This window comes from Alkalibacter rhizosphaerae, from assembly GCF_017352215.1.
In the GTDB taxonomy this organism is placed as follows: domain Bacteria; phylum Bacillota; class Clostridia; order Eubacteriales; family Alkalibacteraceae; genus Alkalibacter; species Alkalibacter rhizosphaerae.
Genome location: NZ_CP071444.1, coordinates 2,115,247 through 2,140,495 on the forward strand (window position 1 = coordinate 2,115,247; position 25,249 = coordinate 2,140,495).

The window sequence follows — 25,249 nt, forward strand, 5'->3', positions numbered from 1 at the left end:
GACTGGAGAGAGGAGAATTCATGTTAACAGCAATCATCATCCTGGACGGATATGGATATTCAGAATACGTAGAAGGAAATGCGACCTTGGCGGCAAACACTCCGGTATTGGACAAGCTTTGGGAGGAAAAACCCCATTCTTTCATGCGGTGCAGCGGATTGGATGTAGGCCTGCCCCCGGGACAGATGGGAAATTCAGAAGTGGGTCATCTCAACATCGGAGCAGGCCGGATCGTGTATCAGGAGTTGACCAGGATCACCAAGTCCATTGAAGATGGGGATTTTTTTGAAAACCCGACTCTGGTTGAAGCCGTAGATCAAGCTGTCCAAGGAGGAAAAGCACTGCATCTGCTTGGATTGGTTTCCGATGGCGGGGTCCACAGTCACAACACCCACATATATGCGTTGTTGGAACTGGCAAAGCGCAGAGGCTTGGATCGGGTCTTTGTCCATTGTTTTTTGGATGGCAGGGATACACCGCCCAACAGCGGGAAAACCTATGTCAAAGAATTGATGGAAAAAATGGAAGAGCTGGGTGTTGGAAAAGTTTCCACCATTTCAGGAAGGTACTATGCCATGGACCGGGACAATCGGTGGAAGCGAACCTTGAATTCCTATGACGCCATGACTGTTGGTTTTGGAGAATCAACGGACGATCCCCTGGCTGCCATCCAGTCATCTTACGAAGAGGGCGTTACCGATGAGTTTATGGAACCCACGGTGGTTTTGGAAAACGAAGCACCGGTAGGCATGATCCGTCCTGGTGATTCTGTCATCTTTTTCAACTTCCGTCCGGACCGGGCTAGACAAATGACCCGGGCTTTGACGGAGCCGGAGTTTGATGGATTTGAACGAAAGACGGGATTTCTTGGATTGCATTATGTGACCATGACCATGTATGACACGACCATGACCAACTTGAAGGTTGCCTATGCACCACAAACCGTGACCAACACCCTGGGATCCTATTTGAGTGATAAGGGAATGCGGCAGCTTCGCATTGCCGAAACGGAAAAATACGCTCATGTCACCTATTTTTTCAACGGTGGAGTCGAAAAGGAATATCCCTTGGAAGATCGGATCCTAGTGCCGTCACCCAAGGTGGCCACCTATGATCTGAAACCGGAAATGAGTGCAGTTGAAGTGACGGACCGGGTGGTGGAAGCCATACAAACCCAGGATTACGATTTGATCGTTCTCAACTATGCCAATTGCGACATGGTGGGGCATACCGGCGTATTCGATGCAGCAGTTAAAGCGGTGGAAACGGTGGATGCCTGTTTGGGACGAACCTTGGAGGCTTTGGAGAAAAAAGGGGGAGTAGCGATCATTACTGCAGATCACGGAAATGCGGAACAAATGATCGATCCTCAAACGAAGAAAGTATTTACCGCCCATACCAGCAATCCGGTGAAGTGCATCCTTTTCGGCAAGGACGATGTACAGATCCGGGATGGCCGTCTGGCGGATCTGGCGCCAACCATTTTGGAGCTGCAAGGGCTGGAAAAACCGCAGGAAATGACAGGAGAAAGCCTGATCGTACGTTTATAAAATAATAATGAAGCAGGAAAGGAAGAACGAGCATGACAATGATAATTGATGTATTTGCAAGAGAAATTCTGGATTCCAGAGGGAATCCGACTGTAGAAGTTGAGGTAGAACTGGAAAGCGGAGCCATCGGCCGGGCAGCGGTTCCGTCGGGAGCATCAACTGGAGCCTTTGAAGCAGTGGAGTTGCGGGACGGAGATGCAAGCCGTTACATGGGAAAAGGAGTTCTGCGTGCCGTGGAAAACGTCAATGACATCATCGCACCGGAGATCATCGGTTTGAACGCAGTAGACCAAGTGGGCATCGACAAGGTGCTTATTGCTTTGGATGGTACGCCCAACAAGGCGAGACTGGGTGCCAATGCCATTTTGGGCGTATCCATGGCGGTAGCACGGGCAGCTGCGGAGGCAGTGGGCTTGTCCTTGTACCAATACCTGGGAGGCGTAAATGCAAAGAAATTGCCGGTTCCCATGATGAACATCCTAAACGGCGGAGAGCATGCAGACAACAACGTGGACATCCAGGAATTCATGGTCATGCCTGTAGGCGCAGAATCCTTCAAGGAAGCCCTTCGCATGTGTGCGGAGATCTTCCACAACCTGAAAAAGGTGTTGAGCAGTCGGGGACTGAGCACCTCTGTTGGAGATGAAGGCGGATTCGCGCCCAACCTGTCTTCCAATGAGGCGGCTTTGGAAGTGATCATGGAAGCTATCAAAAAAGCGGGATTTGTTCCTGGAGAGCAAGTCTTCTTGGCCATGGATGTAGCTGCCACTGAAATGTACAAGGAAGACGGCAAATATCACCTGACGGGTGAAGGTGTTGTAAAAACTGCAGAAGAAATGGTAGACTTCTACGAAGCCATGATCGAAAAATACCCCATCATCTCTATTGAAGACGGATTGTCGGAAGACGACTGGGATGGTTGGAAGTATATGACCGACCGGTTGAAAGGGAAAGTACAGTTGGTCGGAGACGACTTGTTTGTCACCAACACGGAACGACTGGCCAAAGGGATCGATCTTGGGATCGCCGATTCCATTCTGGTGAAGGTAAACCAGATCGGAACATTGACCGAAACACTGGATGCCATTGAAATGGCAAAACGAGCAGGATATACGGCAGTCATCTCCCATCGCTCCGGAGAGACGGAAGATACCACCATTGCGGATCTGGTGGTAGCCGTCAATGCGGGACAAATCAAAACGGGTGCTCCTTCCAGAACGGACCGGGTCGTCAAGTACAATCAATTGCTCCGAATCGAGGAAGAGTTGTGGGATAGTGCACAATATGACGGCATTAAAACCTTCTACAATCTGAAAAAGTAACACAAATCCAACAGCGCCTTTTAAAGGCGCTGTTTTACTCTCTATTGTGACATACAATTGCGCAATAAAATTTTCCAAAATAAAATTGATATTCGACTACCCCTATGTTACAATACATATGTTAAGCGTTAAGGGAGGTAAAAAAATGGAAATTGTATTGTTGGTTTTGATCGTCGTGTCCAGTCTGGTATTGATTGCAAGCATCTTGCTTCAGCCGGGAAAAAGCGCTGGATTATCCGGATCGATTGCAGGAGGAGCGGAAAGTCTCTTTGGCAAAAAGCGGGCAAAAGGGTATGAAGCCATGCTGGAAAGAGCGACCACTATTTCTGCGGTTGTTTTTATGTTGTCTGCATTTATCTTTTCAATAATTTAAAAAAGCATAGCAAAAGGAGGAATTCAACACAATGGAGTTATTGTATGTAGCCCCGGTCGTGGGCGTTCTTGCACTTTTGTTTGCACTATACCTTGCCGGTAAAGTCAACAAAGTGGACGAAGGAACCGACCGAATGAAGGAGATCGCTTCGTACATTCAAGAAGGTGCCATGGCATTTTTAAGAAGAGAGTACAAGTACATCGCCATTTTTACTGTGGTATTATTCATTGTTCTAACATTTGCACCCGGGTTAGGGATCAAAACAGCCCTATCTTTTTTATTGGGCGCATTCTTTTCCGTTTTGGCCGGATTCTTTGGCATGAAAGTGGCAACAAAAGCCAACGTTCGTACTGCCAATGCCGCCAGAGTCAGTGGAATGAACAAGGCGCTCAGTGTCGCTTTTTCCGGCGGAGCCGTCATGGGGATGAGCGTCGTTGGATTGGGCATCATTGGTGTCAGCGTCCTGTACCTTATTTTTAAAGATCCCACCATCATCACCGGATTTGGTCTTGGAGCCAGCTCCATCGCTCTTTTCGGACGTGTAGGCGGCGGTATCTATACCAAAGCGGCTGACGTTGGAGCAGACCTGGTAGGTAAAGTCGAAGCAGGGATCCCGGAAGACGATCCTCGAAATCCTGCTGTAATCGCCGACAACGTTGGAGACAACGTAGGTGACGTAGCCGGAATGGGTTCCGACTTGTTTGAATCTTATGTTGGATCCATCATCTCCGCCATTACCCTGGGCACATTGGCTTATGGGATCAACGGAGTATTGTTCCCGGTCATCTTGGCTGCCGTTGGTATCGTGGCATCCATCATTGGTAGCTTCTTTGTACGGGGCGACGAGAAATCCGATCCTCATAAAGCACTGAAGAATTCCACCTATGTAGCAGGCGGCATCATGGTCGTTGCAACTTATTTCCTGGCCAAGTACTTCCTGGGAGACGTCAGCGACAGTGAAGGTTTTGGCGAATTCATCGCCATCATCGCCGGATTGATCGTCGGAATCGCCATTGGACAAATCACAGAATTTTATACATCTGAAGAATACAGTTCCGTCAAGAAGATTGCACAGCAATCTGAAACAGGACCGGCCACTACCATTATCAGTGGTTTGGCGGTAGGGATGTACTCTACGACTCTGCCTATTGTCGGGATCGTTATTGCCATTCTCGTAGCGTTCCACTTTGCTGGCTTATACGGCATCGCATTGGCTGCTGTAGGAATGTTGTCTATTGTCGGGATCACCATTGCCGTAGATGCTTACGGCCCCATCTCTGACAACGCCGGGGGTATAGCGGAAATGGCCGGGTTGCCGAAAGAAGTTCGAGGCATCACCGACAAGCTGGATGCTGTGGGCAACACCACTGCAGCCATCGGTAAAGGTTTTGCGATAGGTTCTGCAGCATTGACTGCATTGGCCCTGTTTGCATCCTATTCTCAAGCGGTTGGCTTGGCGGTTATCGACTTGTTGAATCCTTTCGTTATTGCAGGTTTGTTCCTTGGGGGAGCGGCACCATATTTGTTCTCCGCGCTGACCATGGAAGCCGTTGGTTCTGCAGCTAACGAAATGATCGAAGAAGTGCGTCGTCAGTTCAAGACCATTCCTGGAATCATGGAAGGAACAGGCAAGCCGGATTACGCCACTTGCGTGGATATTTCCACTGCTGCTGCCCTTAAAAAGATGGTCGTACCTGGTTTGATCGCAGTCATTCTGCCTTTGGGAACCGGTTTCCTGTTGGGACCGGAAGCGTTGGGTGGATTGTTGGCTGGTGCACTGGTGTCCGGTGTATTGATGGCCATTCAAATGGCAAACTCCGGAGGAGCCTGGGACAATGCCAAGAAGTACATTGAAGGCGGAGCCCATGGAGGAAAAGGCAGCGAAGCCCACAAAGCAGCTGTCGTTGGAGACACCGTAGGAGATCCCTATAAGGATACTTCCGGTCCATCCATCAACATCCTGATCAAGCTCATGACCATAGTAGCATTGGTATTTGCTCCATTATTCATGTAATATCCTGGCCGCGGATCGATCCGCGGCTTTTTTCATGAAACTAAAAATTTACCGAATACCAACCATGTGTTAAAATAATAAAGAGGGGGAGTAGCATGAAAACGGAATATTTGATTATTTATGGAATTATAAATTTGGTTTCTTTTCTGTTGATGACATACGACAAGCGAATGGCCGTTATTAAAGGATGGCGGATCCCGGAGGTCGTTTTGTTGGGAGTCGCAGCCTTGGGCGGAGCACCAGGTACCCTGATGGCCATGCGGATGTGGCGTCATAAAAGGACAAAAATGTTGTTCAGTACGGGGGTGCCCCTGATGGTCATCGCCCATATATTGCTATATTATCAATTTTTGGCATGATTTTTTCCTGGAAGGTGCCGGAAACCGGAACTTTTGAAAGGAGCACACAATAATGATAACAAAAGAAGGCATACTGGCGGTGTTGCAAAGCGACACATACAAGCCCATGAGTTTTAAAGATTTATTGAACCACATGGAGGTCAAGAGCAAAAGAGACCGCAATGAATTCAAAAAGATTGTGGATCGCATGTTGTCCCAGGGTGATGTGGTCAAAAACAAAAAAGGCCGATACATGATCCCGCCGAAAGACACTTACGTCAAAGGGACCCTGCAGGGGCATGCCAAGGGATTTGGTTTTGTCATCCCCGAAGATGCCATCAGCGGAAACGATATCTTCATCAGTGCCAACAACTTGAACGGAGCCTTGGACAAGGACAAGGTTCTGGTGAAGGTGATCAAAAAAACGGACAAGCGGGACGAAGGAGAGATCTTTCAGGTACTGGAGAGAGGTCATCAGAAAATTGTCGGAACCTATGAGAAAAGCCGAAATTTCGGATTTGTCATTCCAGATAACGACAAGTTGTGCAAGGACATCTACATTTCCCACGGGGATGCCATGGGTGCGAAAAATGGCGAAAAAGTCGTGGTGGACATTACTACCTGGCATCGGGATAAAAACCCGGAGGGGAAAGTTATTGAGGTGTTGGGAGGACCGGACACCATCGGCATCGAGATCCTTTCCATCATTCGAGAATACGATTTCAACGTCGAGTTTCCCGACGAAGTGCAGGCACAAGCCAACAACTTGCCGGACACGGTGGAGAAGGGGGAACTGGAAGGCCGCAAGGATCTTCGGAATATTCCTACAGTCACCATTGATGGAAAAGATGCCAAGGACCTGGACGATGCCATTACCATCAGCAAATTGGGTAACGGGAATTATCAGTTGGGTGTCCATATAGCGGATGTGACCCATTATGTGGAAGAAAACAGCCCGCTGGATCGGGAAGCCTACGAACGAGGCACCAGCGTTTACTTGGTGGATCGGGTCATTCCCATGCTGCCGCCCAAGCTTTCCAACGGCATCTGCAGTTTGAATGCAGGAGTGGATCGTCTGACTTTTAGTTGCATCATGGAGATCGATCCTCAAGGTAACGTTGCCTCCCATGAAGTGACCAAGTCGGTGATCCATGTAGACGAACGGATGAACTACGAAGATGTGACCGCCATTCTGGTGGAAAAGGATCCGGAGATGATGGAGCGTTATAAGGACTTTGTTTCCATGTTTCAAGAGATGCAGGATCTGGCAAATATCTTGAGTGTGGAACGCCGGGAAAAACGCGGTTCCATCGACTTTGACTTTCCGGAAGCCAAGATCATTCTGGACAATCAAGGAAAAACTGTTGACGTTAAGCTCTACGAACGGACCATTTCCCACAGAATCATCGAAGAGTTCATGCTGGTATGCAACGAAACCGTTGCAGAGTTCATGTTCTGGTCCAACTTGCCGTTTTTATATCGGGTCCACGAAGACCCTTCTCCGGAGAAGCTGGACGCATTACGGGAATTTCTCACCAACTTCGGATACACCCTGAAAAAGGGAGAGAAGGTCCCACCCAAGGAATTGCAAAAATTGGTTGAAGACATCAAGGGAACAAAGGAAGAGTACTTCCTGAGCAAGTTGATCCTCCGATCCATGCAGCAGGCCAAATACGAAGCGGAAAACCTTGGTCATTATGGATTGGCGGCCAAGTACTACTGCCATTTTACTTCCCCCATTCGAAGATATCCAGACCTGTTGATCCACCGGATCATGGGACAGATGCTAGCAAAAGATCTTACAGAGAAACGGATCAAGAAATACAACAAGCACATGGACGAGTACGGAGATCATACATCCATTCGTGAACGTCTGGCGGAAAGAGCCGAACGGGATACGGATGATTTGAAAAAGACGGAATACATGGCGGACAAGATCGGTGAAACTTTCGAAGGCATCATCTCCAGCGTTACTTCCTTCGGGTTCTTTGTGGAACTGAACAACACGGTGGAAGGATTGGTCCGGGTACAGGATCTCAATGACTATTTTGTCTATGACGAGAAAAATCACCGCTTCATTGGAGAGCGGACCAAGGTCCAATACAAATTGGGGGATCCCGTCAAAGTCAAGGTAGCAAACGTTAGCATTCCCTTGAGCCAGGTGGATTTTGCCGTCGTTGACAAAGAATCGAAATAACCGTATAATGGCTAATGCAGGCCATTTTGGGGCCAGAGGTGAAGCATATGAAGACAGAAACCAAGACAATTGCACAAAACAGAAAAGCCAGACACGAATACTTCATTGAGGAAACCTTTGAAGCCGGCATTGAATTGTTCGGTACGGAAGTAAAGTCCATCCGGGCAGGCAAGGTGAATCTAAAGGACAGCTATGCCGATGTATACAATGGGGAAATGTACATCTACAACATGCACATCAGTCCCTATGAACACGGAAATATCTTCAACAAGGATCCTCTGCGTACCAGGAAGCTTTTGATGCACAAGAAAGAGATCACCAAGCTGATGGGGTTGAAACAGACCCAGGGATATACGTTGGTGCCCCTAAGCTTGTACTTCAAGGGCAGCAGGGTGAAAGTGCAACTGGCTCTGGCCAAAGGGAAGAAAGTCTACGACAAGCGCCACGACATAGCCAAGAAGGATGCGGAACGACGGATCCAAAAGGCGACCAGGGTGGATCGAAGAAGCGAGTAGAACAACTTAAGCAGAAATAAAGACGGATCTGTTACAATATGATTGGTGGGAAACCACCAATACCCATGGGGGCGCAATGGCTTCGACGGGGGTTTTGAAGCAAGAGAAGCGAGTCGATGTGTCCAATCATCGTTAAAAGTGGCAACCTAAATATAAACGCTAAAAACAATAATTACGCCTTAGCTGCGTAAAGCAGCTTTCGTCCGACCCAGAAGACCTGCGATCAGGGACTCGGGCGTCAACCTAGCAGGGAACCGTTTCACAGGATGTCTCGACTGTAAAACGAACAATTGAGGCTGGTCCAATTGGAATTCTGTCACTGGAAGTCCAAGCGGCGAGATTAAATAAGTGACTGCACTCGGAGAAACTCTTGTGAATGGACTTTCGGACGCGGGTTCGATTCCCGCCGCCTCCACCAATATTTTCTATAATTGTAATAATATAAATTATGCCGCGTTAGCTTGCTGATGCGGTTTTTTCTATGTGCCCAGCAGTGAAGACCATTTGCGGATTTGAAATCATGCATATGATTCAAAAAGGACAGGTTGAAGGAGTTTAATTTGTCCTTTCTAAAAGTGATTAACGAGTTGTATTGGATTGGCGCAAAAGATTTAAAAGAGACATTGGCTGGAATCTGCACTGTTGAAGTTTTTTGCACCGGAACCAAAAATCGCAGAAAATATATTGACACTATTGTCTAATAACGATAGACTGTAATTGTCTAGAGGAAATAGACAAGGAGGAAAAGTAATGGAAAAATATAAACTAGGAGAAATGGAACAGAGATTTGCAGATTTGATTTGGGACCAAGCACCGATAAAGACGCGTGATCTCATTGCAAAGTGTTCCGAAGAATTCAATTGGAAAAGGACAACTACTTATACAATGCTCAAGCGCCTGTGCGATCGGGGAATTTTCATCAATGAAAACGGTTTTGTAACCGTGCTTATTCCGAAAAATGATTTCTTGACTGGCAAAGGCGAAGAATTCCTGGAAGAATCCTTCGGCGGCTCCCTACCAAAGTTTGTTGCTGCATTCGCAAAACGTAAAAAGCTAAGCAAACGCGAAATAGAAGAAATACAGCAGCTCATTAACGATTACAAGAAGGAGTGATCAACGTGTTGGAACAGATGTTTCTCCAAGTGCTAAACATGACTTTTGTGGGGAGTTTTGTCATTCTGTTTGTTTTAGTTGCAAGACTTCTCCTTAAAAAAGCACCTAAAAAATATTCCTATTTGCTGTGGATTGTTGTTTTGTTCCGGCTGATCGTCCCCTTTTCCGTGAAAAGTGTGCTGAGCTTGATTCCTGTGAATCCCACACCAATTGTTCGGGAAACCATCTACTCTGCAACACCCCAAATAACTACTGGTATCACTAACGTAGATCAATCCATTAATGCAATGTTACCAGCAATTCGTGGCAACGGAGCAGGAAACCCTATGGTGGACTGGATATTTTTTGCCGCCCTTCTTTGGCTTATGGGAGTTGCTTTTTTCATGATTTCCGGAGCTGTATCTCTAAGTAAAACAAAGAACTCAGTAAAAAATGCGATTCACTGGAAAGACAATGTGTACCGTTCCAAAGAGGTGAAAATACCATTTGTAATGGGACTGGTTAAGCCAAGAATTTATATGCCGGACTATTTGAATCAAAGTGAAGAAGAATACATATTGCTTCATGAGCAAACCCACATCAAAAGGTTGGATCACGGTATTAGAATTTTAAGCTATCTAGTTTTGTCTCTGCATTGGTTCAATCCATTGGTATGGATCGCGTTTTGGCGAAGTGGGGACGATATGGAAATGTCTTGCGACGAGTCCGTCATCAATACATTAGGATACAGCTTAAAGAAAGACTATTCCCAATCCCTATTGAATTTTGCCACGGGGAAAAGGACTTTTGGTATATCTCCACTTGCCTTTGGAGAAGGAAATACAAAAGGGCGTATTAAAAACATATTGCGTTATAAAAAACCTAGGTTCTACATCATGCTGGCAATAGTAGTCATAGTGATTCCGCTAGCCATTGGGTTATTGCTGAATCCAGAAAACGAAACAGGCGCTCCATATATTGATCAAATCAATGAATGGAGCGAAAAAAACTTGGAACAAGCAGATAACTATACCATGCTTATCAATACAATCAATATTTGGCGTGGTGAAGACGGCGTTGAATTAACGCATAGTGAAAGTGAATATGAAAGAGTAGTATTCTTTGACCCGTACAAAACAAAACAAACCACACTTTCAAAAACAGAATATACGACACAGGCATACTACGAATTGCATCAAAATGAAGAAATCGCACAATATTCATTCTTTTTGCAAGATGAGGTTTATGTTATTTCAAGGGTTACTAAAGAAGATTTGGGAGAATCTGCGGATGCCTTTGATAATTTGTATATTGGCGAAGGAGAACACAGCCCAGGACTGCTGTCCGGTATGGTTGATTATGAAGTAGTGGAAGAAACAGAGGAACAGTACGTGCTGAAAGCGACGATTGAACAGGGAGATCTTTATGGTGAAGTTGGAGCGAGCTTCATTTTAACCAACACACGAACAATCTACTATGACAAAACAAGCAATCAGGTAATGAAGGTGGAGAATCATGTAATACAGGATGCAGAGGTGCTGAATCCAGGCATGACAGTCGATGGACAATCTGTTAAGGAAATGGATTTCACCACCACGATACAATATGTCAATATCAATACATCTGAGGACTTTGATTTGCCAGAGGGTGAGGAGCTTGTCAACTAACTTCTATTGTGTAATTGGTGGATATTACGACATGATTAAGCTGGGGAACCCAGCTTTTTTGTTGCTTTAAATTTTCAGTAATGCTAGACTAATAACAGTAATTTAAAGTGTGAGTTATTTATAGGAGTGACAAAAAATGAAAAAGGAAATTGTTATATTCATAGTTGCTTATATTGTTGCAACCATCATTCGGGGATTGATTTTTCTCTATACTGGGTTTTCTTTTAATATTTTTCAAGACAGATTTGGTTTAATACCCTTTTTAGGGGACGTTATGATCTGGGCACTATCATATATAGGAGTAAGATTGGTTATTATTAACTTGGCTGTTAAGAGAATTAAATCTTCCTAATAGGTGGATACAGCGTACTAAAGCTGGGAGCTCGCCCTGATTTTTCGTATTTTTTCGGTACTGAGTTCAACTACGATATGACCAGAGTTAAGAGAAACAACTTCTATATTGCTAATATAATTTGTGTAAGGTTGGAGGTAAACACATGAAATTCAAAAAAGAACACATGATTTTAGTGCTTTTATTGATGCTATCTTTAATCGTTGTTGGGTGTGCTGGACAAGCATCTAGTTCTGATGAAGGTCCATACATTGCCGGTATTAAAAAGTGGAGCTATAATAACTTGGAAAACGTAAATAACTACACGGTTATTGCTGATGTCACTAATTTATACCTTGATGAAGATGGAAATGAAATTCGTAGAAACGAGAGCCGTGGTGAAAGAATAATATTTTACGATCCATATAGAACAAAGGTAACCACTTTATCAGAGACGGAATATCCAACGGCACCTAGTTATGCGTTGCATCAAAATGGAACCATCACGAATTATTTTTATTTTCTTCAAGAGGAAAAATATTTAGTAAGCGAAATAACAGAAGAAACATATCCGGAGCCAGCACTTTTTGATAGTCTATATATTGGAAATGGTGAACGTACCCAAGGGATACTATTGGGTATGGTTGATTATGAAATTTTAGAAGACACTGATGAACAAGTAGTTATCAAAGCGACAATAAACCCGGAAGAAGTACATGGCGCGGCAATTGAGTATATGTATATTAAATCACTAACGCAAACTGTTTATTATAATAAGGACACCCAACAGGTTATTAAGGTCGAAGATCATCAACTTGTTAATACACAAGAACTTTCACCGAACATGGTGATAGACGGTAAATCAGTTTATGAGCAGGATCTTACTATAGTATCTGAATATAAAAATATTAATTCATCACCAGACTTTGAATTGCCAAAAGATGACGAGATTATCAGTTGACTTCCATTGAAACATTCTGCGCAGTAGATGGATAATATGTCGTGATAGGTGGATATTGAGAAGTAACTTAAGATTATGAGGTGTATTTTATATGGAAATAGCGGTTATAAAGGGAAGTGTGAATTATATAGATGATTACGAGAATGCATTAGTAAATTCGGAACTGGGGAAAAGAGATTTTTCAGAAGAGGGAAAAGCTCGAAAAGCACTAGAAGAAGGAATTTGTAGATTTGTTTTGTGGATGTATGCACAATTTAGCTGAGACTAGGAGGTTTATATGGAAAAGATATTTGCCAAAAGCATAAAACTGGTTTCAGTACTGATCATTGTATTAATCTTATTTATTCAATCATCAGTTTTTGCTATTTCGGTACCGGGTTCCATGACGGTATCGGCAAAATCCACGTATGCAGCAGGAGAAAGCATCGTGTTCAACTGGACGGCCTCCAGCGGCGCGACCAAATACGGATTGTCCGTGTGGAAGGAACCATACGGCAACGACCAGTACTTGGTATTTGACAACTATGTAACCGGAACCTCCAAGAACATCGGATCCTTGCCGGCAGGGAAATACTGTGTGCAGATGAAGCCATACAATAGTGCCGGTGGCGGACCAAACAGCAATGTGGTCTATTTCACGGTGCAATCATCACAGCCCACTGTATCGGTACCGGGTTCCATGACGGTAACGGCAAAATCCACGTATGCAGCAGGAGAAAGCATCGTGTTCAACTGGACGGCATCCAGCGGTGCAGCCAAATACGGATTGTCCGTATGGAAGGAACCATACGGAAACGACCAGTACTTGGTGTTTGACAACTATGTAACCGGAACCTCCAAGAACATCGGATCCTTGCCGGCAGGGAAATACTGTGTGCAGATGAAGCCATACAATAGTGCCGGTGGCGGACCAAACAGCAATGTGGTCTATTTCACGGTGCAATCATCACAACCCACAGTAACGGTACCGGGTTCCATGACGGTATCGGCAAAATCCACGTATGCAGCAGGAGAAAGCGTCGTGTTCAACTGGACGGCCTCCAGCGGCGCGACCAAATACGGATTGTCCGTATGGAAGGAACCATACGGAAACGACCAGTACTTGGTGTTTGACAACTATGTAACCGGAACCTCCAAGAACATCGGATCCTTGCCGGCAGGGAAATACTGTGTGCAGATGAAGCCATACAATAGCGCCGGTGGCGGGCCAAACAGCAATGTGGTTTACTTCACGGTGCAATCATCACAACCCACAGTAACGGTACCGGGCTCCATGACGGTATCGGCAAAATCCACGTATGCAGCAGGAGAAAGCGTCGTGTTCAATTGGACGGCATCCAGCGGTGCAGCCAAATACGGATTGTCCGTATGGAAGGAACCATACGGAAACGACCAGTACTTGGTGTTTGACAACTATGTAACCGGAACCTCCAAGAACATCGGATCCTTGCCGGCAGGGAGATACTGTGTGCAGATGAAGCCATACAATAGTGCCGGTGGTGGGCCAAACAGCAATGTGGTCTATTTCACGGTGTATGAAAAAGCGACGATGAAAAATCCGCTTGTGCAGGAAGAAGAACCGATTGGTAAATATATACCTCCACCTGTAAAAACTACTAATGATTCAAAAGAAACGTCTGAATCGGTCAATAATGATAGTGATGAAACCATTTCAGATGCGGCTAAAGAATCAAAAAATATCTTTGATTTTGTGTCTGAAAAGATTTCAGTCAGTGTTTCTAAAGTGATTTCGTGGATCAAAGGATTCTTTAATAGCAATGATGATAAGGAATCTACGCCGACTCAAACACCGAAACCATCACTTATACCAGAAAAGGAACAAATTAATTCGGATGTTCCTGAACAAAATGTTGAACCGGATCTTATAAATGAAAGGATAGCTGAGGTTGCGGAGACTTATGCTAATGGAACTTGGGGTGGTCAGTGTAAAGCTTTTGTGAATAGTGTCGTCTCAAAGGCAAGTGATGGAAAGATCAGCGTTGGTAATGGTTATCAAAATGCATTTGCGAGAGCAGGAGGTATAGAGATAAACCCTCAAGATGCTGTACGAGGAGACATTATTCAGGTTACTCCTGCAGGAAGTGATGGCAGCTCTGTTTATGATATGTATGACAAAAACGATCCATCGAAACAATTACATACCGCAATAATACTTTCTAATAGTGGGGGCGGGAATTTTTGGGTCATCGATTCCAATACTTTTTATTCAAAACTCAATCCGGTAATGACACCAGAACTTGTCTTTCGGCATTCGTATAATCCATACTCCAGCGCGGCTGGGAGTATCATTAAAATATGGAGGCTAAATTAGGTTAGGATATCTTAATGACTTATACAAGGGCTACAGAAAGATCCGCTTGATGGATGCTGTTTTATCCAGCGGTTCAATGAGGATGGAGTTAATTCATACTCTCGACTGATTTCTGCTTGGATTCGTTGCGAAGGTATTATTTCACCATTTGTAGTTTAAATTCACCGGTGTACTCTATTGTCCAACTTTGTGTAGCCTATCCATTGCGGCATAGCACCATCCATAGGAGCCTCATCTAGTGTTCTACATGGAGCAGCATGAAAAAAATTCGTCAGGACAGCACTTGCGGATGCAGTAGAGATCGTAGAATCAGAAGATGATTTAATTTGAAGCACGAAAAACGATGAGATTAGTATGTACCCATAGTGATCGGCATCCACATGGGTGTCGGTCTGAAAAATGTAGGTTCTACAGCAACTAACTTGGATATTGTTGACCGTTAGACAAAAGATTCTTAGAAAAGTAATGCACCCCAAATATTCAAAAGGATTTAATATTTGGGGTGTGATTTCCTGACGTTGTTTCATGAAAAGACGAAAAGGTGGAATCTTCAAATTGTGCTTATTTACCTTCCAAAAGATCTTTTGCCCTTAGATAATTTTCTTCCGTAATTTCCCCGCGCGCAAAGCGTCTGTCTAATAATTCTTTCGCATTGTTCTCCGAAGGATTCAATTTTCTTTTATTCCCCAAATTAGCATTAAGACGGCGATAATAATTACTGTCCCAATACCAAACAATATCCACGGCAAATAGTACCACTCTCGTTGATCCCGAAACATTGGCATACGACCAAAATTCACGGAACCTTCACTATTTTCAGATTTTCAACGATTCATGCGTCCTTAACCAAGCTCTTCAAATCTAAAGAATATTTCCAACCAAGTTTCTTTTGTGATTTTGTTTACCTATTTGCACACTGTGGTAGAAGTAAAACGAAAACTAAGTTATTGCTGTGGCATACAAGTTTTACCGAGACTTAAGGAGGATCATTTGTATGAAGAAGAAATGGTTGGTAATACCTATCGCGTTGGTCCTCCTATTTGTTTTCTGGCAAATGGGAGGAATCGATTTTTTCCTGGCTCGAACTATTTTTGCTCCAGATCAAAATCCTGATTCACAGGACGAAGGAGATGGGTTGGACAACGATGAACTTGACATTGGGAAGCTGGATTATGATATTGAAGTAATTGGGGAAAATTTCGAAATTCCATGGGAGATCGTGCCTTTACCGGATGGACGTCTTCTGGTGACAGAGAGACCCGGAAGAGTGGTCATGCTGGATGGGAAGGAAGTGAATATCGTGCTTGATGTGGAACATACAGGCGAAGGAGGTCTCCTGGGTATGGAGATCAGCCCGGATTTCAAGGATAGCAATCACCTTTTTCTGTATTACACCTACAGCGCAGACAATCAAACATTTAACAGAGTTTCCCGGTTTACCCTTGAAGAAAATGCCCTTGTGGATGAGGTGTATATTCTAGACAAAATTCCAGGATCCAGATTCCATAATGGAGGAAGGCTGAAATTCGGTCCGGACGAAAAACTTTATATTACGACCGGTGATGCCCAGAACCCAGAACTGTCTCAAGATCTGGACTCCTTGGCTGGCAAGATCCTGCGAATCAATCCAGATGGTTCCATACCTGCCGATAATCCATTTGAGGATAGTCCCGTGTTTGCCTATGGATTTCGCAATCCACAAGGCATTGCCTGGCATCCTGTCAGCGGAGACCTATTTGCCAGTGACCATGGACCCGATAGCCAGGATGAAATAAATCGGATATTGCCAGGCAAGAATTATGGGTGGCCGGTAGTCACGTGCCTCGATGGGGATACGGAATACGAGGATCCCATATCCTGTTATTCCGAGTTTACCTTGGCTCCTTCGGGGATCGCTATTGATTCTTGGGATCAATCTGAGAGATCCCATTTGTATGTAGCGGGATTAAGAGGGAATATGGTTATGAGAATGGAGTTGGATGACAAGGGCGGATATGTTCGCCAGGAAGAGCTTTTCAGAGACTACGGACGCATAAGAACGATTGTCCACTATGAAGGGGCCTTATATGCGGCAACGAACAATAGAGATGGAAGAGGTGTTCCAAAAGAAAATGATGATGTGGTTTTAAAAATAACACCGATTTTTCCATCAACAAAATAAGCAGCAGAGAGAAGCTTTTAATGTGAAAAAGACTAGAAAGGATATGAGTATTATGAATAAAATAATTCCTCATCTGTGGTATGACAAAGAGGCCAAAGAAGCAGCTGTATTATATACAAAAGCATTTCGAGACTCGCGGATCATGGGTTCAACCATATTGAGAGATACACCATCTGGAGACACTGAGATCGTTGATTTCGAATTGATGGGCACCCGGTTTCAAGCGATCAGCGCAGGCCCATATTTTACGTTCAACCCATCCATCTCCCTTATGGTTTCGTTGAATGCGAAAGAAGAAGTGGAGCGTCTGTGGTCTGTCTTATCGGAAGGCGGCGAAGCCTTGATGCCCCTCCAGGAATATCCGTTCAGCAAGTTGTATGGGTGGGTGAAAGACAAATTCGGGCTCACTTGGCAGTTGATGTTTGTCGAAGACGAAGCGAGACAGAAAATCAAGCCCAGCCTACTGTTTTCAAATGGGGTCTGCGGCCTAGCGGAAGAAGCGGTGAGGTTCTACTTGGAGGTTTTTGAGGATTCCAGCATAGCGTGGATCAATCACTACAGAGAGGGAGAAGCCCAGGATAAAGAGGCCAGGGTGAATTTTGCGGCATTCACGCTATCGAACATGGAAATGGTTGCAATGGACAATGGCATGGGTGGAGACTTTACTTTTACTGAAGCCTTTTCTCTGATCGTATTTTGCAAGAACCAGCTGGAGATCGATTATTATTGGGAGAAGCTCTCGGCAGATCCTGCTGCAGAACAATGCGGGTGGATCAAGGACAAATACGGTCTGTCCTGGCAAATCATACCAGAAGGATTGGACGAATTGTTGGTTCAAGGTTCTGAAGAAGAAATTTCAAGAGCTACCAAAGCATTCCTCCAAATGAAAAAAATCGATTTGAAAGAATTGGAACGAGTCCGAAAAGGATCATGAAAGGATCATGAAATGGAAAAAATGGAGGCATAACACAAAGAAACGGAGTGCTATCCGTTTTTTTCTTGCAAATGGACCGGATCCCGTACGTCACTAAAGTGATGCATCCGTGAATTTTGGTTGCATTTCATGCTTGACATTTTCCAATAGTTGGATTACTATGTATGTAGTTATAATAACTACATATGAGCGTTATTGATATAGGGAGAGACATGATAAAAAAAATGGAATTATACGACTACAGCATGATCATGAGCGAAGTAAAACTTACTTTATGGGATGACTTGCCGGATTTTGCAATTTATTCGGACCAGATGTTGAAAATCGTTACAGACGAAATATCTTTTATGCAAAACGGTGATGAAAAACTCCTTACCAAAAGCATGGTGAACAATTATGTAAAATGGGGGATGATGCCAAAGCCAGTAAAGAAAAAGTATGAAAGGCAACATATTGCATATGTTATAGTCATCACCATACTCAAACAGGTGCTGCCGATTTCGAAAATCAAAGATGGGATCCAATTGCAGATCGCTTTGCAGGGAAATGAAAAAACAGCCTACGATTCTTTTTGCGAAGCATTCGAGGAATCCATGAGAACCGTTTTTCTTCCGATCTTAGACCAAAGCAGTCCCTATACCTTGGCGGAAAGGGAAATAAGCGCTGAAAAGCTTGCCATTTCTTCCATTACGACAGCATTATGCTGTAAATTGTTAACGGAAAAAATCATAGAAACGAAAATTGAAAGTATATAAATGACTAAAATCAAAAGGAGAAGATCATGGATCAAAATAAAATTGCGATACTAACAGATTCTTGCTCGGATGTACCTCAAAGTTTATTGGAAAGATTTCATATTTATGAAATGGCACTAAGGATCAATTATAAAGACAGATCTTATCGGGACAGAGTCGACATAAGCCCGGAAGAAGTATATGAAAACCTGCAAAAAGAAATACCCCATACAAGTTTTCCAACGATCGGTGAAATGCATGAGACCATCGAAAAAATTGTAGCCGACGGATACGATCAAATAATCATTCCAGTGATCTCTTCAGGGTTGAGCGGAACATTCAAGGCAATCAAAATGGTTTGTGAGGATTTTAAAGACATCAAAACGAAAGTGATAGACACAAAAAATATTGGGCTTGGTTCTGGTTTTCTGTCCGTTTATGCAGCACAATTACGTGATCAAAAATTAAATTTTGAAGAAATCGTTGAGAAAGTCGAAAATAAAATCGCAACCTCCAATATTTACTTTAGTTTGAAAACATTGGAGTATCTTATCAAGGGTGGAAGATTAGGACGTGTAGAAGGAATGATCGGAAGACTCCTCCAAGTCAAGCCAATTATTACCTGCGACACAGACGGGATCTATTATACCGTAGAAAAAGCTCGGGGAAGAAAACAGAGCATCAGCAAGCTCATAAAAATCGTTCAAGATAAAATCAAAGACAAGAAAAATTATTATCTTTGCATTTGTCATGGTTATGCCCAAGAAGAAGCAGACAAAATAAGAGAAATGATGCAGCCATATGTAGACAGTGCAGCATTATTCATGGAAGGGCAAATCTCTCCAGCCCTTGGTGTTCATACAGGACCGGGACTTATTGGTATCGGATGCTTCGAACTGGATGATTGACAAGCAAGAAAAGAAACAGACCGCATCAGATCGCTGATGCGGTTTTTTGTTTGACAAATCCACTTTTGAAGAATAGATTGAATATATGGAGGAGGGTATGATATGTCCAAATACGAACAGCCTGAATACAAGGTGGTATTGTCACAACCACCATTTGAGTTAAGGCTATATGATGAATTTATCGTTGTGGAATACAACAACGAAAAGGATCCAAAAATCGAAAAAGGGTTTGGAACTCTCTTTCGGTATATTTCCAATGACAATGAAAACAAGCAAAAGCTCAGCATGACCATACCTGTTATTGAGGAGGTCGTGGACGATCAAATGAAAATGGCGTTTGTGGTACCAAAAGCTCACTGGGAAAACGCGCCGAAACCCAACAGTGAGTTGCTGTCTTTGAAAAAATTTGGAGGTGGTCTGTTTGCCGTGATCAAGTACGGCGGTAGATCAAACGAGAATATGGAAAAGAACATGAAGCAAAAACTTTCGGAATGGATCGAAGTAAAAGGATACAGGGCCATATCCAACCATATGCTGGCCTTCTATAATCCTCCCTTCGTTCCAGGTGTTTTTCGCCGTAATGAGATCATGATCCGAATCGAAATTTAATGGATCGCCTCCCCTATGGTTCTATAGTTTTTCTGCAAATCCATGCAGGTTTTCTACTGTGGATTGAAGTTCCTGGATGGAGGCAGTGATTTCCTCAAGGCTAGCTGCCTGGGTTTCGTAAACTTCCGTATTTTGGTCGATTTTTTTATGGATGGTCAATATGGATGATTTAATGTTTTTTAGGACTTCCGCCACTTCTTTTACGGAATCACTGGATTTGCTCGATAGTTTCCGGATCTCTTTTGCCACTACATCGAAGCCCCGTCCATATTCACCTGCCCTGGCTGCTTCAATTGCAGCATTTAGTCCCAACAGATTCGTTTGCGAAGAAATATCTTCGATAAAGGAAAGGATCTCATTGGTATTTTCCGTATTCACTTTGGATTCTTCCACAACTTTTTGAACTTCCAGGTTGGTGTCCACCACTTCCTGCACTTTGATATTCAAATCGCTGAGAGCGGAGGTGATCTGCTCCAGGGAAGAACGAACCGTTTGGGAAAGTTCGGTCAACTCATGTTTTTTTCGCATGGATTGGGCAGTGAAAACTCCACCGACAACGTTGCCTGTATCATCTTTTATAGGGATAACGATGGATTTGAAGGGGAAATCTACGGTGGGGATATTTTCCGCCGTTAAATCGGATTTGAACACCTTTCCGCTTTTTAATAGATCTTTTTCAAAATCCTGCAATTTGTCACCTGGTTTTGTGCCAAAAGGCAATTCGGGCACGTCAAATGTTGCTTTGTACTCATCTCCTTCGGCAATAAACGTTGTGATCGGTTCGTTGACCAGTTCCGAAATGAATTCAATGATCTTGTGAAATGCTTCCAATACGTCATTTTCAAATACTCGGTTGCTCATGGATAATACCTCCTGAAAGTGATATTGTTCGGTATTGTTGTCATGTTTTTATTGAAGTGTAGCAAAAGAATGCTATATAAGATATCGGTCCATTTATGCAAAAGTTAATATGAATGATCAAATTTTTTAGACTCTTGAAAATAGTTTCTGCTTTCCTGAAAGATTCTCTGACGCAAACATATGGAATCTACAACATAGAATAGGATAGATATGTATTGAGTGGATCGAAGGATGTCAGGCTTGATTGCCGCAGTGACTTGCCAGTTTGATCAGGGATTCGTCATTTACTCGATAAACGGTCCAGTCGTCCATGGGAACAGCGCCCATTTGTTTGTAGAAATCAATGGAGGGTTGGTTCCAATCCAGGCACCACCATTCCAGTCTTCCGCACTTTCTGTCCACACACAATTTTGCAAGAAAAGAAAGCATGGTTTTTCCGAATCCTCTACCTCTCATCTCAGGCAGGACAAACAAATCTTCCAGGTAAATTCCGGGTTTGCCCAAAAACGTGGAAAAATTGTGAAAAAATAAAGCAAAAGCTACTGGTTTGTTCTCGTATTCTCCAATGACCACCTCCGCCATATTTCTTTCAAAGATGGATTCTTTCAGCAGCGCTTCTGTGGCTACCACTTCGTGAGACATTTTTTCGTACTTGGCCAATTCTTTGATAAAGTTAAAAATAGTTGGTACATCTGTTTCTTTGGCAAATCGCAAGGTGAAATTTGGAATGTTTGTAGTATGTGACATGTGGCACCTCCAGATGGAATTGATCGAATAGAAATATTATCCCATAACTCCAGGAGTTTTTCAAAGTCTTGATTGTATATACGATGTAAGGTTTTATGGTATACTTTACGAAAGAAACAGAGGGATCGTATCTCAATAGGAAAGGATGCTGCGTGGAATGAAAACGATGAACAATCAAAAATTCAAACATCTTTTTGAACCCATTATTTTGGGAAAACAGGTTTTTCGAAACAGGATCTTCAATTCGCCAACAGGAGTGACGGAACAGCCGATCCAGGATTCCATGAATTACTATGAACGCAAGGCCTTGGGTGGAGCCGCTTCCGTCTGTATCGGGGATGCCTGTACCTCCCTGGATGGCATGTCCCGTCCTGGTCACATCAACCTGTGGGACGAGACCTCCAAACTCAATTTGATCGACATTGCATATGCCATCAATCGCCATGGAGCAGTGGCATCCATGGAAATTTTGCATAGTGGAAATTGTTCCTACCATTCATACAGCAAAGGGTTTCAACCTTATGGAGCGGTTGGGGGGATGACTCCCTTTGGTCAGGAGATCCTGGAGATGCCGGAAGAGATGATCCTTCGTTATATTGATGACTTTGCCAGGTCAGCAGCATATGCTAAAAAATGTGGTTACGGCATGGTCACCGTTCACGGTGGACATGGATGGCTGATCTCACAATTCTTCTCCAAGGAAAACATGCGAAAAGACAAATGGGGTGGAACACCGGAAAACCGTGCTCGCTTCGCCGTTGCCGTTTGCGATCGGATCCATCAGGTGTGCGGATCCGGCTATCCGGTGGAGATCCGCATTTCCGGATCGGAGGTCTTCGATGGCGGCTATGGCGTGGAAACAGGGATCGAACAGGCAAAATTTTTAGATGGACATGCAGACTTGATCCACGTGTCTGCCGGCAGTCACGAGGTCAATGAGGTTTTTACCGTGACCCATCCCAGCATGTTTCTGGAAGACGGGGTCAATGTAAAATATGCAGCGGAAATCAAAAAACACGTAAAGAACTCAGCCATCGCCACGGTAGGTGCATTGTCGGAACCGGAACTCATGGAAGAGATCATTGCATCGGGGCGAGCGGACGTAGTGGAATTGGCAAGAGGTCTCATTTGTGATCCGGATCTTCCAATAAAACTGCAAACAGGAAAAGAAGATGAGATCAACAAATGTATGCGATGCCTGTACTGCTTTTCTCACCGGATGCAAAAAGAAAAAATCGTATGTGCCATCAATCCGGAGATCGGAAACGAAGAAGAAATCAAATACAACAACGATCCACCCAGAATCCAGAAACGCGTCTTGGTGGTAGGTGGGGGAATGGCCGGCATGGAAGCAGCGTTGACCAGTGCCGATCGAGGTCATCAGGTCATTCTTTGTGAAAAGAATTCCAAACTGGGAGGAGTCCTGTTGTGTGAGGAAAAGGTTTCTTTCAAGGAAAAGTTGGGGCAGTACATCGAATTGCAAACTCGGCTCATATCCAGACATCCTAATATCGAAGTTCAACTAAATACGGAAGTAACTCCAGTTTTGGCGGAAGAGATCGCAGCGGACGTTATTATGGCTGCCCTGGGGGCACGGCCCATCAAACCGAAGATACCAGGCATTGACGGCAAGAACGTTTTTTCGGCAGAGGAGATCTACCTGGATCCGGCAAAAGTCGGGAACAAGGTCATCATTCTCGGTGGCGGACTCGTCGGAATGGAGCTGTCCGTATTTTTGGCCATGAGCGGCCGCCAGTGTACCATCATCGAAATGATGCCGGAACTCAACGACGGGGGCAACAACCTCCAAGGACTAGCATTGAGTATTGAAATTGACAAATATGGAATACAGGTCAGTCCGGCAACCAAGGCTGTTGAAATCAATGAAAAGGGCGTAGTAGGATCTTTTACCGGGGAGAAACCACCGGAAGGATTTCGATTTGGACTTCCAAACTACAAGCCGGAGAGCCAGACCGGAACCAAGCTATTTGAGGGAGATACCGTCGTTTATGCAGTGGGACAGAAGCCCTTGTGGGAGGAAGCTAGAAAATTGCTCGACTGTGCCCCGGAATTCCATCCATTGGGTGATTGCATGGCGCCCAAAAACATTTGGAATGCAACCAATACTGCCCACTTTGTATCCAGAGATTTGGGACGTTATTGATCCAAGTTTCTCTTGACAAATACGAGGGTGATATCGTTGGATTCGGTTTTTGAGAATTCATAACCAAGACAGTTGAAGGAACGGATCTCTTCCATCTGGCGGATCTGGTTTTCCGCCATAAATCGAAACATTTCGCCTCGAGCCATTTTGGCCAGAGTCCCTTTTTCAACGATCTTGTCTTGGATCCGTTCTCCAAAGACACAGGTAATGAATCGCGTGTTTTCAGCAAGATGATTTTTGATCGCCTTGCTGTATTCTTTGGAAGCCAGGTTCAAAATAACACCGGTACAGATCCATGTGAAGGATCCGGTCATGATTCAATCTGGAGATCTTATCATTGGCTTTCCAGAGTGCTTTTAAGGTGTCGTAGGACTGTTTCTTTAGCATAGTAGCTACCGTAATATTCTACCCAAAGAAGAGGCGGTTCAATAGAAAATCCGATATATTTTCTTTTAGCATACCATGTAATGTTACAGAGAAGTGCAGCCTGCTTCTGCCGTTACCTTTTGGGTAATTATGAAAAGGGAAAGGCCATAGCGTACAAACGGCATTTGTTGAACATATTAAGAGAAGAGGGGTTTGATCCGTGAAGGAACCATTGCAGAAACGAGGTACCATCCTGTATTTTTCCCATGGGGGAGGACCCTTGCCCATCCTGGGGGATCCATCTCATCAAAAGATGGTGGATTTCATGAAAGATTTGCCCCGGCAAATCCACGAACCAGAAGTCATGGTCGTCTTTAGCGCCCATTGGGAAGAAGCCCCCTTGCATGTCCAAAGCGGTGGGCAGCCTCCACTGGTTTACGATTATTACGGTTTCCCGAAAGAATCCTATGACCTGGAGTATCCATGCAAGGGACGACCGGCATTGGCGGAGAAAATCGTCGGTCTGCTGGAAGAAAATGGCATACAGGCAATTGCAGATCCAGCGCGCCCTTACGATCACGGATCCTACATCCCCTTGACATTAATGTATCCGGATGCCCATATCCCTGTGCTTCAAATATCTCTCCACCATAGTCTGGATCCGTTGATGCACTTGAACTTGGGCAGAGCGCTTCGGCCCTTGATGGATGAGAGCATCCTGTTCATCGGCTCCGGCTTCTCTTTTCACAACACGGGCGCCTTTGATATTGCCGGATTGGAAAAAGAGGATGAACAAAACAACGCCTTTCAAGATGCGATCACACGACTTTGTTGTGAAAAGGTGGAGGAAGCGGAAAAATGGGAACGATGGACGCATTGGACAAAACTGCCCTATGCCCGCTATTGTCATCCCCGAGAAGAACATCTTCTTCCCTTACTGGTTTGTGCCGGAATGGCATCCGAGCCGGCAACCAAAATTTTTGACGATTATATCCTGGGGAAGAGAGCCACCGGATTTTTCTGGCAAGAGTAAGCAGGCTTTTCTTGAGGAGATATAGAAGAGGATGAAAGAA

23 protein-coding genes and 1 other RNA gene are annotated in these 25,249 nt (G+C 44.3%); 21 read left to right on the forward strand and 3 right to left on the reverse strand.

What is annotated here, in order from left to right; all coding sequences use genetic code 11:
* Positions 1-20: 20 nt before the first annotated feature.
* From gpmI to J0B03_RS10595, 19 genes are all read left to right on the forward strand, one after another.
* Positions 21-1,550 carry a 2,3-bisphosphoglycerate-independent phosphoglycerate mutase gene (gene gpmI / locus J0B03_RS10505; protein ID WP_207299555.1) on the forward strand — a complete coding sequence of 510 codons (1,530 nt, stop codon included), beginning with the start codon at positions 21-23 and terminating at the stop codon, positions 1,548-1,550.
* A 32-nt stretch (positions 1,551-1,582) separates the two neighbouring features.
* Entirely contained in the window at positions 1,583-2,872 is a 1,290-nt protein-coding gene (gene eno, locus J0B03_RS10510) for a phosphopyruvate hydratase (RefSeq protein ID WP_207299556.1), read from the forward strand.
* A gap of 145 nt (positions 2,873-3,017) precedes the next feature.
* The gene (gene secG, locus J0B03_RS10515; protein WP_207299557.1) at positions 3,018-3,245 is read left to right on the forward strand and encodes a preprotein translocase subunit SecG; all 228 of its coding nucleotides are present in this window, start codon (positions 3,018-3,020) and stop codon (positions 3,243-3,245) included.
* A 31-nt stretch (positions 3,246-3,276) separates the two neighbouring features.
* Positions 3,277-5,259: a sodium-translocating pyrophosphatase gene (locus tag J0B03_RS10520; RefSeq protein WP_207299558.1), complete on the forward strand. Its 1,983-nt coding sequence runs from the start codon at positions 3,277-3,279 to the stop codon at positions 5,257-5,259.
* A gap of 95 nt (positions 5,260-5,354) precedes the next feature.
* Positions 5,355-5,618 (forward strand): DUF1294 domain-containing protein, encoded by a 264-nt coding sequence (locus J0B03_RS10525; protein WP_207299559.1) that lies wholly within the window; start codon positions 5,355-5,357, stop codon positions 5,616-5,618.
* A 52-nt stretch (positions 5,619-5,670) separates the two neighbouring features.
* Positions 5,671-7,794, forward strand: coding sequence for a ribonuclease R (gene rnr / locus J0B03_RS10530; protein ID WP_207299560.1), 2,124 nt, complete (start codon positions 5,671-5,673; stop codon positions 7,792-7,794).
* Positions 7,795-7,841: 47 nt separating this feature from the next.
* Positions 7,842-8,309 (forward strand): SsrA-binding protein SmpB, encoded by a 468-nt coding sequence (gene smpB / locus J0B03_RS10535; RefSeq protein WP_207299561.1) that lies wholly within the window; start codon positions 7,842-7,844, stop codon positions 8,307-8,309.
* Between the two features lie 67 nt (positions 8,310-8,376).
* Positions 8,377-8,727, forward strand: a transfer-messenger RNA (tmRNA) gene (gene ssrA / locus J0B03_RS10540).
* Between the two features lie 332 nt (positions 8,728-9,059).
* Positions 9,060-9,422 (forward strand): BlaI/MecI/CopY family transcriptional regulator, encoded by a 363-nt coding sequence (locus J0B03_RS10545; RefSeq protein ID WP_207299562.1) that lies wholly within the window; start codon positions 9,060-9,062, stop codon positions 9,420-9,422.
* A 5-nt stretch (positions 9,423-9,427) separates the two neighbouring features.
* Positions 9,428-11,068, forward strand: a complete 1,641-nt coding sequence (locus J0B03_RS10550; RefSeq protein WP_207299563.1) for a M56 family metallopeptidase — start codon at positions 9,428-9,430, stop codon at positions 11,066-11,068.
* 136 nt (positions 11,069-11,204) lie between these two features.
* A complete protein-coding gene (locus J0B03_RS10555; protein ID WP_207299564.1) occupies positions 11,205-11,420 on the forward strand; it encodes a hypothetical protein in 216 nt (71 codons plus the stop codon).
* Between the two features lie 145 nt (positions 11,421-11,565).
* A complete protein-coding gene (locus J0B03_RS10560; RefSeq protein WP_207299565.1) occupies positions 11,566-12,360 on the forward strand; it encodes a hypothetical protein in 795 nt (264 codons plus the stop codon).
* Positions 12,361-12,451: 91 nt separating this feature from the next.
* Positions 12,452-12,622 carry a hypothetical protein gene (locus tag J0B03_RS10565; protein ID WP_207299566.1) on the forward strand — a complete coding sequence of 57 codons (171 nt, stop codon included), beginning with the start codon at positions 12,452-12,454 and terminating at the stop codon, positions 12,620-12,622.
* 15 nt (positions 12,623-12,637) lie between these two features.
* The gene (locus tag J0B03_RS10570) at positions 12,638-14,692 is read left to right on the forward strand and encodes a CHAP domain-containing protein (protein WP_207299567.1); all 2,055 of its coding nucleotides are present in this window, start codon (positions 12,638-12,640) and stop codon (positions 14,690-14,692) included.
* A 994-nt stretch (positions 14,693-15,686) separates the two neighbouring features.
* The gene (locus tag J0B03_RS10575; protein ID WP_207299568.1) at positions 15,687-16,853 is read left to right on the forward strand and encodes a PQQ-dependent sugar dehydrogenase; all 1,167 of its coding nucleotides are present in this window, start codon (positions 15,687-15,689) and stop codon (positions 16,851-16,853) included.
* Between the two features lie 52 nt (positions 16,854-16,905).
* Positions 16,906-17,787 (forward strand): VOC family protein, encoded by an 882-nt coding sequence (locus J0B03_RS10580; RefSeq protein WP_207299569.1) that lies wholly within the window; start codon positions 16,906-16,908, stop codon positions 17,785-17,787.
* Between the two features lie 212 nt (positions 17,788-17,999).
* On the forward strand, positions 18,000-18,542 hold the full coding sequence (locus J0B03_RS10585) for a DUF1836 domain-containing protein (protein WP_207299570.1): 543 nt from the start codon (positions 18,000-18,002) through the stop codon (positions 18,540-18,542).
* Positions 18,543-18,568: 26 nt separating this feature from the next.
* Positions 18,569-19,429, forward strand: a complete 861-nt coding sequence (locus J0B03_RS10590; RefSeq protein ID WP_207299571.1) for a DegV family protein — start codon at positions 18,569-18,571, stop codon at positions 19,427-19,429.
* 102 nt (positions 19,430-19,531) lie between these two features.
* Positions 19,532-20,038: an SOUL family heme-binding protein gene (locus J0B03_RS10595; protein WP_207299572.1), complete on the forward strand. Its 507-nt coding sequence runs from the start codon at positions 19,532-19,534 to the stop codon at positions 20,036-20,038.
* 21 nt (positions 20,039-20,059) lie between these two features.
* Here the strand turns inward: J0B03_RS10595 and J0B03_RS12405 are convergent, their stop codons facing one another.
* Positions 20,060-20,899: a methyl-accepting chemotaxis protein gene (locus J0B03_RS12405; RefSeq protein ID WP_207299573.1), complete on the reverse strand. Its 840-nt coding sequence runs from the start codon at positions 20,897-20,899 to the stop codon at positions 20,060-20,062.
* A gap of 234 nt (positions 20,900-21,133) precedes the next feature.
* The gene (locus tag J0B03_RS10605) at positions 21,134-21,646 is read right to left on the reverse strand and encodes a GNAT family N-acetyltransferase (RefSeq protein ID WP_207299574.1); all 513 of its coding nucleotides are present in this window, start codon (positions 21,644-21,646) and stop codon (positions 21,134-21,136) included.
* A gap of 157 nt (positions 21,647-21,803) precedes the next feature.
* Between J0B03_RS10605 and J0B03_RS10610 the strand changes: the two genes are divergently transcribed.
* On the forward strand, positions 21,804-23,810 hold the full coding sequence (locus J0B03_RS10610) for an oxidoreductase (RefSeq protein WP_207299575.1): 2,007 nt from the start codon (positions 21,804-21,806) through the stop codon (positions 23,808-23,810).
* Here J0B03_RS10610 and yaaA read toward each other — a convergent pair.
* A complete protein-coding gene (yaaA, locus tag J0B03_RS10615; protein ID WP_207299576.1) occupies positions 23,804-24,124 on the reverse strand; it encodes a peroxide stress protein YaaA in 321 nt (106 codons plus the stop codon). The genes J0B03_RS10610 and yaaA overlap by 7 nt on opposite strands.
* A 272-nt stretch (positions 24,125-24,396) precedes the next feature.
* Here yaaA and J0B03_RS10620 point away from each other — a divergent pair, with 272 nt between their 5' ends.
* A complete protein-coding gene (locus tag J0B03_RS10620) occupies positions 24,397-25,209 on the forward strand; it encodes a DODA-type extradiol aromatic ring-opening family dioxygenase (protein ID WP_207299577.1) in 813 nt (270 codons plus the stop codon).
* Positions 25,210-25,249 lie beyond the last annotated feature (40 nt).

Bases quoted from the DNA above. Each gene is read 5' to 3' on its own strand.
- gpmI (WP_207299555.1), top strand. From the start codon at position 21: ATGTTAACAGCAATCATCATCCTGGACGGATATGGATATTCAGAATAC.
- eno (WP_207299556.1), top strand. From the start codon at position 1,583: ATGACAATGATAATTGATGTATTTGCAAGAGAAATTCTGGATTCCAGA.
- secG (WP_207299557.1), top strand. From the start codon at position 3,018: ATGGAAATTGTATTGTTGGTTTTGATCGTCGTGTCCAGTCTGGTATTG.
- J0B03_RS10520 (WP_207299558.1), top strand. From the start codon at position 3,277: ATGGAGTTATTGTATGTAGCCCCGGTCGTGGGCGTTCTTGCACTTTTG.
- J0B03_RS10525 (WP_207299559.1), top strand. From the start codon at position 5,355: ATGAAAACGGAATATTTGATTATTTATGGAATTATAAATTTGGTTTCT.
- rnr (WP_207299560.1), top strand. From the start codon at position 5,671: ATGATAACAAAAGAAGGCATACTGGCGGTGTTGCAAAGCGACACATAC.
- smpB (WP_207299561.1), top strand. From the start codon at position 7,842: ATGAAGACAGAAACCAAGACAATTGCACAAAACAGAAAAGCCAGACAC.
- J0B03_RS10545 (WP_207299562.1), top strand. From the start codon at position 9,060: ATGGAAAAATATAAACTAGGAGAAATGGAACAGAGATTTGCAGATTTG.
- J0B03_RS10555 (WP_207299564.1), top strand. From the start codon at position 11,205: ATGAAAAAGGAAATTGTTATATTCATAGTTGCTTATATTGTTGCAACC.
- J0B03_RS10560 (WP_207299565.1), top strand. From the start codon at position 11,566: ATGAAATTCAAAAAAGAACACATGATTTTAGTGCTTTTATTGATGCTA.
- J0B03_RS10565 (WP_207299566.1), top strand. From the start codon at position 12,452: ATGGAAATAGCGGTTATAAAGGGAAGTGTGAATTATATAGATGATTAC.
- J0B03_RS10570 (WP_207299567.1), top strand. From the start codon at position 12,638: ATGGAAAAGATATTTGCCAAAAGCATAAAACTGGTTTCAGTACTGATC.
- J0B03_RS10575 (WP_207299568.1), top strand. From the start codon at position 15,687: ATGAAGAAGAAATGGTTGGTAATACCTATCGCGTTGGTCCTCCTATTT.
- J0B03_RS10580 (WP_207299569.1), top strand. From the start codon at position 16,906: ATGAATAAAATAATTCCTCATCTGTGGTATGACAAAGAGGCCAAAGAA.
- J0B03_RS10585 (WP_207299570.1), top strand. From the start codon at position 18,000: ATGATAAAAAAAATGGAATTATACGACTACAGCATGATCATGAGCGAA.
- J0B03_RS10590 (WP_207299571.1), top strand. From the start codon at position 18,569: ATGGATCAAAATAAAATTGCGATACTAACAGATTCTTGCTCGGATGTA.
- J0B03_RS10595 (WP_207299572.1), top strand. From the start codon at position 19,532: ATGTCCAAATACGAACAGCCTGAATACAAGGTGGTATTGTCACAACCA.
- J0B03_RS12405 (WP_207299573.1), bottom strand. From the start codon at position 20,899: ATGAGCAACCGAGTATTTGAAAATGACGTATTGGAAGCATTTCACAAG.
- J0B03_RS10605 (WP_207299574.1), bottom strand. From the start codon at position 21,646: ATGTCACATACTACAAACATTCCAAATTTCACCTTGCGATTTGCCAAA.
- J0B03_RS10610 (WP_207299575.1), top strand. From the start codon at position 21,804: ATGAAAACGATGAACAATCAAAAATTCAAACATCTTTTTGAACCCATT.
- yaaA (WP_207299576.1), bottom strand. From the start codon at position 24,124: ATGACCGGATCCTTCACATGGATCTGTACCGGTGTTATTTTGAACCTG.